This is a genomic window from Clostridium aquiflavi, from assembly GCF_031344075.1.
In the GTDB taxonomy this organism is placed as follows: Bacteria; Bacillota; Clostridia; order Clostridiales; family Clostridiaceae; genus Clostridium; species Clostridium aquiflavi.
Map to the genome: position 1 here is coordinate 35,837 of NZ_JAVJAN010000013.1, position 13,461 is coordinate 49,297.

Annotated in this window: 13 protein-coding genes and 1 other RNA gene; 5 read left to right on the forward strand and 9 right to left on the reverse strand. The window is 27.2% G+C overall.

Annotation, left to right across the window (positions count from 1 at the left end):
* The first annotated feature begins 19 nt into the window (after positions 1-19).
* Entirely contained in the window at positions 20-748 is a 729-nt protein-coding gene (locus tag RGC78_RS06195; protein ID WP_309556254.1) for a flagellar motor protein MotB, read from the forward strand.
* A gap of 61 nt (positions 749-809) precedes the next feature.
* On the opposite strand, the gene RGC78_RS06200 is transcribed toward RGC78_RS06195, so the two are convergent.
* From RGC78_RS06200 to RGC78_RS06210, 3 genes are all read right to left on the reverse strand, one after another.
* Positions 810-1,322 carry a ferritin family protein gene (locus tag RGC78_RS06200; protein ID WP_252212145.1) on the reverse strand — a complete coding sequence of 171 codons (513 nt, stop codon included), beginning with the start codon at positions 1,320-1,322 and terminating at the stop codon, positions 810-812.
* 185 nt (positions 1,323-1,507) lie between these two features.
* Positions 1,508-2,095: a DUF1349 domain-containing protein gene (locus RGC78_RS06205; RefSeq protein ID WP_309556255.1), complete on the reverse strand. Its 588-nt coding sequence runs from the start codon at positions 2,093-2,095 to the stop codon at positions 1,508-1,510.
* A 20-nt stretch (positions 2,096-2,115) separates the two neighbouring features.
* On the reverse strand, positions 2,116-2,676 hold the full coding sequence (locus RGC78_RS06210) for a sugar O-acetyltransferase (protein WP_252212143.1): 561 nt from the start codon (positions 2,674-2,676) through the stop codon (positions 2,116-2,118).
* A gap of 164 nt (positions 2,677-2,840) precedes the next feature.
* Between RGC78_RS06210 and RGC78_RS06215 the strand changes: the two genes are divergently transcribed.
* Positions 2,841-3,719, forward strand: a complete 879-nt coding sequence (locus tag RGC78_RS06215) for an AraC family transcriptional regulator (protein ID WP_252212142.1) — start codon at positions 2,841-2,843, stop codon at positions 3,717-3,719.
* 133 nt (positions 3,720-3,852) lie between these two features.
* On the opposite strand, the gene RGC78_RS06220 is transcribed toward RGC78_RS06215, so the two are convergent.
* Entirely contained in the window at positions 3,853-4,062 is a 210-nt protein-coding gene (locus RGC78_RS06220) for a zinc ribbon domain-containing protein (RefSeq protein ID WP_252212141.1), read from the reverse strand.
* A gap of 423 nt (positions 4,063-4,485) precedes the next feature.
* Here RGC78_RS06220 and RGC78_RS06225 point away from each other — a divergent pair, with 423 nt between their 5' ends.
* Positions 4,486-4,734, forward strand: coding sequence for a TM1266 family iron-only hydrogenase system putative regulator (locus tag RGC78_RS06225; protein ID WP_252212140.1), 249 nt, complete (start codon positions 4,486-4,488; stop codon positions 4,732-4,734).
* Positions 4,735-4,800: 66 nt separating this feature from the next.
* On the forward strand, positions 4,801-6,219 hold the full coding sequence (gene hydG, locus RGC78_RS06230) for a [FeFe] hydrogenase H-cluster radical SAM maturase HydG (protein ID WP_252212422.1): 1,419 nt from the start codon (positions 4,801-4,803) through the stop codon (positions 6,217-6,219).
* Positions 6,220-6,395: 176 nt separating this feature from the next.
* On the opposite strand, the gene RGC78_RS06235 is transcribed toward hydG, so the two are convergent.
* From RGC78_RS06235 to RGC78_RS06255, 5 genes are all read right to left on the reverse strand, one after another.
* Positions 6,396-7,841, reverse strand: coding sequence for an NAD(P)/FAD-dependent oxidoreductase (locus RGC78_RS06235; RefSeq protein ID WP_309556256.1), 1,446 nt, complete (start codon positions 7,839-7,841; stop codon positions 6,396-6,398).
* Between the two features lie 316 nt (positions 7,842-8,157).
* Positions 8,158-10,098: a [FeFe] hydrogenase, group A gene (locus tag RGC78_RS06240; protein WP_309556258.1), complete on the reverse strand. Its 1,941-nt coding sequence runs from the start codon at positions 10,096-10,098 to the stop codon at positions 8,158-8,160.
* Positions 10,099-10,341: 243 nt separating this feature from the next.
* A complete protein-coding gene (locus RGC78_RS06245) occupies positions 10,342-11,442 on the reverse strand; it encodes an anti-sigma-I factor RsgI family protein (RefSeq protein WP_252212137.1) in 1,101 nt (366 codons plus the stop codon).
* A gap of 1 nt (position 11,443) precedes the next feature.
* The gene (locus RGC78_RS06250; RefSeq protein WP_252212136.1) at positions 11,444-11,935 is read right to left on the reverse strand and encodes a sigma-70 family RNA polymerase sigma factor; all 492 of its coding nucleotides are present in this window, start codon (positions 11,933-11,935) and stop codon (positions 11,444-11,446) included.
* 310 nt (positions 11,936-12,245) lie between these two features.
* Positions 12,246-12,926, reverse strand: a complete 681-nt coding sequence (locus tag RGC78_RS06255; protein WP_252212135.1) for an SIMPL domain-containing protein — start codon at positions 12,924-12,926, stop codon at positions 12,246-12,248.
* Positions 12,927-13,234: 308 nt separating this feature from the next.
* Here RGC78_RS06255 and ssrS point away from each other — a divergent pair.
* A non-coding RNA gene (gene ssrS / locus RGC78_RS06260) (6S RNA) lies at positions 13,235-13,425 on the forward strand.
* Positions 13,426-13,461 lie beyond the last annotated feature (36 nt).

Consider the following 13,461-nt stretch of genomic DNA (forward strand, 5'->3'; position numbering starts at 1 on the left):
AAATCAAAGGAGAATAAGGATGAAAAAGAAAAAAGAACATCATGAAGAACATGTCGATGAAACATGGCTTATTCCGTATGCAGATATGCTAACACTTTTATTAGCTCTCTTTATTGTTATGTTTGCTATGAGTAAAGTAGATAACCAAAAGCTACAACAAGCTAGTGAACAATTCAGCGTTATTTTTTCAGGTACTAACAGTGCAATGAAAGGCGGAAAACCCGATATGTCTACGGAGGAGGCTAGTATATCAGAGTCTAATAATTCTACAGTTGAAGACGGAAAAATGAATGAAGTAAAGCAAATGTTAGAGAAAGAAATTAGTCAACAAGGATATTCTGATAAAGTTAAGGTTGATCTTAATGAAGGTGGGTTAGAAGTTTCAATACAGGATGTTATACTTTTTAATTCAGGTGATGCAGATGTGTTAAAAAATGTACATCCATTACTTTTAAAAATTTCAGGCATGCTTCAGGGTCTAGATAATGATATTAAAATTGTAGGACATACAGACAATGTTCCAATTAATAATACTAACTTCCGTTCTAATTGGGATTTAAGTGCAATACGTGCTATAAATGTAATGAATTTTATGGTTGGTTCAGGAGGCATTAAACAAGAAAAAATATCAATTCAAGCTTATGGTGATCAAAAACCTAAATTTGATAATTCTACAGATGAAGGTAAAGCTAAAAATCGAAGAGTGGAAATTTTTGTAGGTCGTAAGTACCCAGCAGAAAAGAAATAATAAAAATCAACCATATAAAAACAAGGAAGAACACTTAAAGTTCTTCCTTGTTTTTATATATTTATACTATATTATTATATTTATGTTTATCTAAAATAACCAATGTTTTTGTTAATTCCTCCACATGTTCCTTTTCATCTTTAGTTATTTCTTTTATAAGTTCTATGGCCTTTTCATTTTCTAGATTTTCAATAAAAAATTCATATAATACTATAGCTTCTAGTTCACCTTTTATAGCATCTCTTATATGAGTAAGTAAATTGCTTTTACTTCCCTTACCATTATATTCTTTATATTTTTCCTTTGATGATATTTCTAGATGTTCATCTACTTCAGCCTTTACTGCTGCTTGCTCTTTATCTACACTTCTTAATGCTTGCAAAAACAGTCCATAATGCCTTTTTTCTTCCTCCATTATATGATGGAATATATCTTTTACTTCTTTATTATCAGTTAAACTTATAAAATAACTATAATCATTTATTGCAACTATTTCAGCAATCATTCCTTCTCTAAAAAAAGTTTCAATATTTTTTAAAATTCCTTGTGGTTGTCTATTTGTAGTGTAACTCATAAATATCTCCTTTAATCAATTACTTATTAATATTTTATTAAAGCAAATACCTATTGTTACACTTGGTCATAATATTAGAATGTGTTTTAAATCAATATTAATGAATTATCATATCTATAGTATAATAAGCATAATCTAAATATTGGATATTTATTTTTATAGCATTATAGTAAAATCTTTAATATTTATTTATGAGCTGGCCATTTGCATTCTGTAAATTGTATTTCTGTAAACACAGCATTAAATGAAGATTTTTCCGGACTACAAGCATATACTCCTATACGTATTTCATCACTTGCTTTAAATAAATGGAAAATTCTCATTTGTTTAAAATTAACTCCGTCATATGAATTTTCAATACAATAATCATTTTCACGGCGACTAAGTCGATAATACATTTGTTTGTATTTTGCAGAAATATCAGTAGTTGCCCAATCCGAATAACCATAATTAGTTACTACACTTCCAAGTCTTTGGTATTCTTCATTTTGATATTCAATAGATGCTTTAAACCAATTATCACTATCTTGGTAAATTATAACACCACATTGATCAAAACGATGATTACTGTCAAATTGAGTTTTCACTACAAAAGAAAAATTTTTTTCATTTGTGCTAACTAACAATGCCGGTGCATTATTGTTTTGAAATCCATAATAAGTTCTTTGCCAAAGATCTGTTCCTGGCTCAGTTTTAATAACAATCTTTTCATCTGATATAATATATGTTTTGGGTTCAAAAATCCAAGACGCTTCATTATTTTTAAATAACATTATTTTCCCTCCATTTAGTATTATTCTTCATCTATAATTCTTATAACTCTACAAGGATTTCCTACAGCTACTGCATTATCTGGAATATCTTTTGTAACAACACTTCCTGATCCAATTACTGCATTTCTCCCTATTTTAACTCCTGGATTTATAGTTGTTCCTCCACCAATCCAAGCTCCATCTCCTATTTCAATAGGATGTGCATACTCTAGCCCTGAAATTCTTTGTGAAGGTGATAATGGATGTCCTGCTGTAAAAATATTCACATTAGGACCTATAAGTACATCCTTTCCTATTGTTACTTTAGCACAATCTAATATTGTACAATTATAATTTACATAAGAATTTTCACCCCAATGAATATTGTATCCATAGTCACATCTAAAAGGTGGTTCTATATAAAAATTTTCACCCACATATCCAAATAGCTTTGCAATTAGTTCATTTCTTTTTTCTACTTCACTCGGATGTAATGAGTTAAATTCAAAAATCACCTCTTTAGCATGTTGTCTTTCAGAAAATAGATCTTCTCCAAGAGCTAAATATAAGTCTCCATTTAACATTTTTTCTTTTTCAGTCATAATTAATTCTCCTTTAATATATTCTAATTTATAAATAAACTTTACTTATTTTGCTTTTGTTTCTTGCAAAATATCTCTATAATGATATTATATTTAATAAAAGTAATATATACTTGCAATAAATTGATAATAAATAACACAAAACTGACATTAATGGTGATAAAATGATAAAAGATAATTGTAGAGAAAAAAGAGAACATGGTAGTTTTTTACTACCGCTAGGCATATATAATGTTTCCTTAGGTAATATTGAAAAATCAATAACAGCACATTGGCATAATGAACTAGAATTAATTTTAGTTTTATCTGGACAATTTAATTTAAAAATCAATGCAGATTCTTATACTTGTAAAAAAGGTGATATAATCCTAATAAATAGCGGATTTCTTCATTATTTTAGTACTGAAGAAAATCATTCTAGCACTTGGAATTCTATTGTTTTCAATATGGAACAATTAAATAGCAATATTATTGATAATTGTTCCGTTAACTTTATAACTCCTATAATAAATAATGAATTTGAACTTCCAGTAATTATTAATAAAGATTCTCTTATTAATGATGAATTAAAAAATATAATATTAAATATTACTGATACTTATAATTCAAAATATTATGGTTTTGAACTAGAAATCAAATCATTGCTTTTTAGATATTTTTCTCTTCTATTTAAATTTAATTTGATAAAAAAGAAAACAAATAATACATATTTAAATAAAGAAAAAATTGAAAAAATTAAAATTATACTCAAATACATACAAGAAAATTATAATAAAGAAATAGATATTAATACACTTTCTTCTATATGCCATTACAATCAATATCACTTTATGAGATTTTTCAAAAAGTACACTGGTAAAACCTGCATTCAATTTATAAAAAATTATAGATTAGAAAAAGCTGCAAATTTAATTTCAAATACTGATTTATCTATAACTGAAATATCATTAGAAGTTGGTTTTAGTAATATTTCTTATTTTATAAGAAGTTTTAAAGAAAAGTATAATGTAACCCCTAAAGAATTCAAAATAGGCTTTAAATAATAAAAAAATAGTAGCTAATTTATAAATTTAAGACTAGCTACTATTACATATATTTTTATATTTGTCTATCATAATGGAATTTATACTATTATATAGACTCTTTTTTACCTGAGTTCATCTTTCATAAATAAATTTAACTCATTAGAAAATCTAATATATTCCATCCATTCTTCGTATTAGCCTTGTACAATTCTGTATAGCCACATTGAGAACAAGAAATTGTAATAAACTTCTTATTTTGAATATCAAATATTTTAGCAAAATTTCCACCAGTTGCTTGAAATTGATCACTTTCGTATCTATTACATCCGCATTTTGAACAAACATATTGACGTTTTTCCATAGTATCCTCCTGAATTTTCTCATTTTAAATTATTATACTAATATATTAACATAGCTAATTTACATGTTTCCTTAATCTATTCTTAAATTTATGTTTATAAATAATTAATAGTTACTAAACTGTATTCTTTGATAAAAACATTAATATATGATAGAATTAATTTAACCCTTACTTTAAGGATATTCCTGAGAGAAAAGGTAACAATTAAAAAAATGTTCTGAAATACATGAGGGTTTTACCCAAATGAGAAGGCGAATATATAATTAAGTATGTATCTCTATGCCTTTTTTGCATAGAGTTTTTTATTTTTGTGCCAAATTTGTTTTATATAAATTTTAAAATGCATATTAATAAAAATTCAAAGTTCATTATCACATTATGAATTTTGTTATTTACTTAATATTTAAGAAGGGATGGATATTTATGGATACAAGAATTGCTTTAATAGGCATAATAGTTCAAGATACAACTGTAACTGAAAAAGTAAATACTATCTTGCATGATTATAATAAATATATAATTGGAAGAATGGGACTTCCTTATAAGGAAAAAAATCTTGCCATTATAAGTATTGTAGTTGATGCTAGTAATGATATTATAAGTTCATTATCAGGTAAATTGGGTATGCTTAAAGGCATAAATGTAAAAACTATGTATTCAAAAACAAATTAATCCCTATTAACTTTAATGTTGTCAGAACAGCTTTAATAAAATTAATATGGAAAGAAGATGTTTGACATGTATAATGTAAAATCAAGTATAGCAACTGAATTTATTAATAACGAAGAGATTTTAGAAACTCTTAAGTTTGCAGAAGAAAATAAGAGAAATAAAGTTTTAATTAATGAAATTTTAGAAAAGGCAAAAGAATATAAAGGCCTTTCTCATAAAGAAGCTGCTGTACTACTTGAATGTGATTTAGATGAAGAAATAGCCAAAATACATGATTTAGCTAAAGAGATAAAACAAAAATTTTATGGAAATAGAATTGTTATGTTTGCACCTCTTTATTTATCAAATTATTGTGTAAATGGATGTACTTATTGTCCATACCATCATCAAAACAAACATATAAGTAGAAAGAAATTAACTCAAGAAGAAATTAAGAGAGAAGTAATTGCTCTTCAAGATATGGGACATAAAAGACTTGCTTTAGAAACTGGAGAAGATCCTATTAATAATCCAATAGAATATGTTCTTGAAAGTATAAAAACTATTTATAGCATAAAACATAAAAATGGTGCTATAAGAAGAGCGAATGTTAATATAGCAGCTACAACAGTTGAAAACTATAGAAAACTTAAAGAAGCTGGAATTGGAACATATATTTTATTCCAAGAAACTTATAACAAAGAAGCTTATGAAAAACTTCACCCAACTGGACCAAAACATGATTATGCTTATCATACAGAAGCTATGGATAGAGCTATGGATGGTGGAATTGATGATGTTGGTTGTGGTGTTTTATTTGGATTAAATCTTTATAGATATGATTTTGTTGGTCTATTAATGCATGCTGAACATTTAGAAGCTGCTAAAGGAGTTGGCCCTCATACTATAAGTGTTCCTAGAATAAGACCTGCTGATGATATAAATCCTGAAGATTTTGCAAATGCAATTTCAGATGAATTATTAGAAAAAATAGTAGCTATTCTTAGAATTGCAGTACCATATACAGGAATTATTGTTTCTACAAGAGAATCTCAAGAAGCAAGAGAAAAACTTTTAAAAGTTGGTGTTTCACAATTAAGTGGTGGTTCTTGTACAAGCGTTGGTGGATACGTTGAAAAAGAAAAAGAAGAAGATAATTCTGCTCAATTCGATGTAAATGACAATAGAAAATTAGATGAAATAGTTAATTGGTTATTAGAGATGGGGCACATTCCTAGTTTCTGTACTGCTTGTTATAGAGAAGGAAGAACTGGAGATAGGTTTATGAGTCTTGTTAAATCTGGGCAAATAGCTAACTGCTGTCAACCAAACGCTTTAATGACTTTAAAAGAATACTTAGAAGATTATGCTTCTTCAAAAACTAAGAAAAATGGTGAAAAAGTAATAGAAAAAGAAATTACTAGAATTCCAAGTGATAAAGTTAAAGAGGTAGTAATTAAACATTTAGAAGAATTAAATGAAGGAAAACGTGATTTTAGATTCTAATATAAATTCAAAGGCTATTGCATATTATTTTGCAATAGCCTCTATTTAAATAACTTCATTTACATTATATATGTGTATCACAATTATTCACTGTATCTTTTTCCTGCCATCCACCTCATTTGTTGTGCTATATATTATGTAACGAGTATAAAAAATTGTTACAAATTACTTTTATTTTACTTATCGCAGTTTCTAATAATATCTATATTTACTCTTTTAGGTGGTTCTTCTTCATTTTTTCCTCTTACTGTAACTTCTTCTACTGGAATATTCATCTCTCTTGATATTATATTTTTTACTCTAGGTCTGCAAAAATTACCTTGGCAAAATCCCATTCCTGCTCTTGTACGTCTTTTTATAGCATCTGTAGATTTTATTGGAATCCCTCTATTCATTGCATCTATTATCTCTGCTTCAGTCACACATTCACACCTGCATATTATATTTTTCTTTGGATCTTCATCATCTATCTTTCCAGCAAAATCTTTGTCTTTTTTAATTATTATAGGTTTTCTATACGGATTAAATCTTTCATTTTTAATTAACTTTAATCCAGATTCTTTAATAATTTCAACTATTTTTTCTGCTATAGCTGGTGAAGATGTTACCCCTGGTGAATCTATGCCTGCGGCATTTATAAATCCTTTAATATTACTTTCACCTATGACAAAATCGCCTGAACTACTAACTGCTCTTACCCCTGCAAAAGTAGTTAAAGCTTTACTCACATCAAAATTCGGTATAGACTTTCTTGCTGTTTCTATTATGTTTTCAATACTTTCTTTATCTGTTCCTATGTCTTCTCTATCATCTGTTTGTTCAGCATCAGGTCCTATCATAAAATTCCCATGATAAGTTGTAGTAACCAGTATTCCTTTTCCCTTTTCTGTAGGAACTGGGAAGATAACTCTATTTACAAGATATCCTTGATCTTTTGTAGAAAGTACATACTGTCCTCTTTTCGGCAATATTTTAAATTGATCTAATCCTATCATATTAGCTATTTTATCGCTATAAAGCCCCGCTGCATTTACAACATACTTACTCTCTATTATTCCATTATTAGTACTTATTTTAAAAGCTTCATCTTTTTTCTCTATACCTAATACTGTTGTTTCTAATTTTAAATCTACTCCATTTTCTATTGCATTCTCCGTAAGTGCTATTGTCATCTCATAAGGAGAAACTACTCCAACACTTTTAGCATATAATGCAACTTTTACTTCTTTATTTATATGAGGTTCTAATTCTTTTATTTTATCTCCATGTATTATATCTAAATCATTGCATCCAACTTTTAAACCATTTTCATATAAATCTTCTATTTTCTTTTCATCTTCTTCATTAAATCCTATTACTAATGCACCTGGTTTTCTATATCCAAAATTAAGTTCTTTTTCAAGCTGACTATACATACTATTTCCTTTTATACATAATTCACCTTTTAAAGTTCCATATTTAGCTACATATCCACCATGTACAATACCGCTGTTTGCTTTTGAAGCTCCTGTTGCAACATCCTCTTCCTTCTCTATAAGACACACTTTTAAATCATATTTTGATAATTCTCTAGCAATAGCTGATCCAACTATTCCTGCTCCTATAATACTAACATCATACATAAATTGCCCTCCCAAATTCAACATTTTATATTAAATGATATTTATTATTATTTAATTAATATTATTTTACAACTTTTAAAAATAAAATACTAGTATAATTTCATAAAACTTTTAAAATTTAGAAATTTAATTTTCTTATTCTTTACATTATATATTATGTATAATAAATTTATATAAAATACTTGATATGAATAAGTGATTTATTTAAAAATAAAAAAATCAACCCATATTAACTACAGGTTGATTTTTTGCATTGCTAACTTTTTTAGGTTATAAATTTAATTTTTAAAATAAACATCCTATGTTTACCTATGGATTATCTTTTTTTAACTTTTGGAAAATACTTTGTATGAAGTAATTCATGAGCCTTGTGGCTTAATGGATGATCTAAATATTTCTCATAGAGAGCAATTACTTCTGGATTTTCATTAGATCTTCTAAGCACTTTACTTCTATCTATCTCATTTAATCCTTCTGCCCTTTTTTCTAAAACTTGTTGTTTATTTTTTCTTATTTTAGGTTGACCACCGCCACCTACGCATCCACCTACACAAGCCATTATTTCTATTGCATGAAAGAATTCTTCACCTGATCTTATTTTATCTAGCATCTTTGCAGCTTCTTTAAGTCCATGTGCAACCCCTATTCTAAGCTTAAGATCACCTACTTCAAGTTCACAAATTCTAAATCCATCCCATCCTCTAAGGCCTTCAAATTCTATATTATCAATTCTTTTTCCTGTCATATTTTCAATTGCTGTTCTAGTGGCAGCTTCTATAACGCCTCCAGTTCTACCAAAAATAATTCCAGCACCAGTATATTCTCCCATAACAGTATCTATTTCTTCATCTTCAATTTCTTTTAAATCTATTCCTGAATTTTCAAATATTTTTATAAGTTCTTTTGTAGTAATTACATAGTCAACATCGTAATTCATATCTACCGAAAATTCTACTCTTGATGCCTCATATATTTTAGCAACACATGGCATAATAGCAACTGAAGTTACTTCTTCTCTTGAAAGCCCTTTTTCCTTTGCCCATATTTCTTTTGCTATGGTAGCAAACATCTGCATCGGTGATTTTGCAGAAGAAGGAACTTCCAACATATCTGCATAATTATTTTCTATAAACTTAATCCATGAAGGACAACATGAAGTAAGAATTGGAAGCTTAACACTTTCATCTCCTGCCAAATATTTTTCAAGTCTTTCTTGAAGTTCTGCGGCCTCTTCCATTATAGTTAAATCAGCTCCCCAAGTAGTATCAAAAACATAATTCACTCCTAATTTTCTAAGACCAGCTGCTATCTTCTTTTCTACATTTTCCCCTGGTTCAAATCCAAATGCTTCACCTATTGCAACTCTTATAGCTGGTGCCATTTGAGTAATTACAATTTTATTAGGTGTAGCTAAATCTCTAAGAAACTTTATTGTATTATCTCCTGCTGTTATAGCATCAACAGGACAAGCTGATATACATGCTCCACAATGAGTACATTTGTTGTAATCTATATTATGTTGCTTTTTTAATTCTCCTTCTATGCAGTCAACAGGACAAGCTCTTTTACAGCTTCCACATCCAATACATTTTTTTGTAATTGTTAACTTTATAAGATGATTACATTGTGCTGTATAGCATTTCTTTTCTTCTATATGTTCTTCTATTTCTTCATAAAAATTTTCAACTATTTCTTCCATTATATTATGCTTTTGATTCATCTTATCTTTTACAATATCTGCAAGACTTCTTAAAATATACACATCACGCATATCAGATACACCCTTACTTATTCTGTCTAAAACCTTAAGCATTCTAGTTATTTCATCTTTAACTATTTTATAATTTTCATAAGTACCATCTTTAATTTTTGCTAGCAAATATTCTATGTAAAATTTTCCATATTGGATTATACAATCTTCTTCTGATAAAACAATAATAGCTCTACTAATATTTTCATAAAATAATCCAAAATCAAATTCTTTGTCCAAGCTACTTTCATTTAAAAAACCACCAAAAGGAATTCCTATCTGAGCAGATTTAAAACTACTATTGTGTACAAGACCTCCACAAAGCTCTAATATATCTCTAAGCGTTGCACCTTCTGGAACTTCTATTATTCCTGGATTATTTATTTTTCCGCAAATAGCTATACTTCTTTTTTCATTTCCTGTTATTTCTTTCAATTCATCTTCACTAAAAGTTGAAAATACGGAACCTAATAAACTTTGTATATATGTATTCTTTTTGTGTGACATAATATCAACTCCCTAAATTTAAAATCATATTAAATAATTTTAAGTTTTTCATTAAAATTTATTTTATGTAAAGATAATTACTCTTTAATTATATTATACACTATATTTAACCATTAAAATAAGAGTTTATATATATAAACTCTTAAAAAAAATCGTCAAGGTCACTTTAAAGCCGTCGATTTTTTAGCCATGTACCATTTTCAAACGCAGTGCATAAATAACGGTGCGGCATATGATTATTATTTACTTTTTATTTGAATTTTTGCTTTGTGAATTTAATGAAGAATTATTATTCTCTTTTTGTTCTGCTTTATTTAAATTATCATTTTTTGAATTTGAAGAATTATTTTCTTCTTGTTTTTCTGGTTTATTTTGATTAAACTCTTTATCTTTATTGTTATTACTGTTATTATCACTATTCTTCTTCTCTTGTTTAAGTACATTTTCTTTTTCTAAATAATTAGTAGAATCTTCTCGCTGAATTTTATTTTCTATTTCTTCATCAGAAATATTGTTTTCATAATTGTTATTTAAATCATCATTTATTTTATCACTATTTTCTTCATTAGTTACTTTTCTTAATTCTTTATTTTTCTTTTGTATTTCTTTTACAGAAAGATTTTTATAATCTTCTACTTTTATATTTGAATCTAATGCTTGAAGTTTTTGTATAAGATTTAATTTACCTGGTGTTATTCCTAGTTTTCTTGCTTCATCTCTTCTTTGTAATGCAATATTATCTTCTGCAATTTCTGCTTGAATTTCATTTTTATCTAAAACTTCATCTGCTGCAACTTTTAATGAGTCTTCAAGTTCTTCTGAAATTGTAGCATTATCTGTAGCAGTTGTAAGTGATATAACTGCCTCATTATCAGAAGTTATATAACCTTTATCAATAGCATTTTCAATTAATGTACCCACTGCTTCATTAACATTATCATTTTTTAAATCTGTATTTTCTAATATATTTTTACCATCTTCATTATATCCTTCAGCAGATACAACTTGGTCAAGTCTATTTACACCTAATTCAACACTTGGATTAATATCAAGACTTACATATGCTACTGGAGTATTAGCATAAGCGTATCCTCCACCCCCTATTATTACCATTGAACATAACATTACTCCACTTAAAATTAACTTTCTTTTCATAAAAAATCCCCCTAAAAATTCATTCATAAAATTATGATTTTTTCCTTTGTTTTTAACTTTTTTCTTTACAGATTTCATAATACGCCTTTTAGAAAATGAGTTTATAGATAAATTAATATCTTCCTCCAAAAGAACTGTAGTATCCTCAACATTTAAACCATCTAATATATTTGATAATCTATCTTCCAAATTACAAAATTCCTCCTAACATCTTTTTTAACTTTTTTATACACCTTGATACCTTTTTATCAATAGTATTAACTTTTAAATTAATATCCTTAGAAATTTCTTTTGAGCTTTGATTTAAGTAATATTTTCTTATAATTATTTCACTATCAGGTTCTCCAAGAGCTTTTATTGTATCTATTAATTTTGAATACTCTTCTTTTTTAGATACTAAATTAATAACATCATCCCTATGACTACTACAACATACATTATCCATAGATATACTAAATAAACTTTTATTAGCATCTTTTCTTCTATACATATCTATGGCTTTTCTTTTTGCTATAGTTGCTAAAAAACCCTTAATAGAACCTTTATTAAGATCAATTCTATTTCTATTATTAAATATTTCCATAAATACATCACTTACACATTCTTCTATGTCTTCTTTAGAATATATTCCTAAAATCTTATTAGATACTATTGTATAAATAAGAGGTGTATAGCAATCCATAATTTCTTCTAATCCTTTTTCAAAATCACTATTAAGTAAATCTAATAACTCAATATCAGAAATAGATATTCACCGCCCTTTCCTTTAGGCATATTCAAAAAATAACACGTCAGTATGCCTTAAAATTTATTCTTACACAATACCATTCGTATTATGTGAAGTAAATCTGACAATAAATTTTAATTTATATTTTTTGCATTAAGTTATAAATAAAATTGAGAGAAAAAGAACCTATCAAAATAGTCTTTTTTAAGTGTCTATTTTATAGGTTCCATTTTACTAACTTAACTGCATTATTATTATATAATTATTAATACTCAGTATATATAAATACGGCTTCAATTTCTGCAGTTACTTTATTTTCTCCAGCTTCAATAGGTGTAGCTCCATTTACTGCTTTAACATTCATTAATGTTAATGGAGTTATATTCCCCTTATCCTGCTCATTTATTTGTATTGGTATAATATTTAATTTTACTTTAAGTTTATTAGCTATAACACTAGCCTTATTTTGAGTATCTTCAACAGCTAAGTTTAATGCTTCGTAATAATGCTTTGTTTGATCCCAAACAATAAACCTAATATCACCTACAGTATTTGCACCATTTTTTACTGCAGTATCAATTATTTCACCTACAGAACTAATATTTCTAACAAAAATTTTTAAATAGTTACTTACTTGATAACCTATAAAAACTCGTTTTCCATCAATATAATCATAATTAGGTCTAATATTATAACTTTGAGTCTGTATATATTTAGGCAATACTCCCATTCCCATTATACTATCTATAACTTGCTGAGTTATCTTAGCATTTTCTTCTTGTGCTACTTCTAATTGTGTATTTTCTGTTATAATACCAATTACCACTTCCGCTCCATCTGGTTTTAAACTTACTGTACCTGTTCCAAAGACTTTAAATTTATTATCACATTTAGTGCTTGAATAATCATTTAAGCTATAATTATCACTATCTCTTAATTTATACATGATTTTCGACCTTTCAAAAGAATTGAGGCATATCCATAAAAATAACCAGTCAGTATACTAGTATATCTGACTTGTTATTTTCTTTCATCTGCCTAATTACTTCATAATATGATTTCTTCTGTTAAATGTCTCCAAGTTGTAATATAACTTTATATATTTTTATATAAAAAATGTATACATCCTATCTTTAACTTGCTATTTTATTTTATATTCCTAAATTACCAATTATATATCTCTTGTACAGAAAATTTAAATATGTTATTATAATCTCATAGCAAAGAACAACTGTTTATAAATAGTTGTGGTTGTACTTTCTGAAATATTCGTCAACTCTTATTTTGAACCTACATTTAAATTTTGGGAGTTCAATATTTAGATGAAGAAATGTACTTTCATGTGAGTCCTTTTACGGCATTAAAGGTGATTGAAACATCTGTGAGGACACCCACCTATCGAGGGATAGGTGTCAAAATTAGAGTATCGGTATTTTGGATATAATAATTAAAAATTTCAAGCCAATACTTAGTGTTGTTAA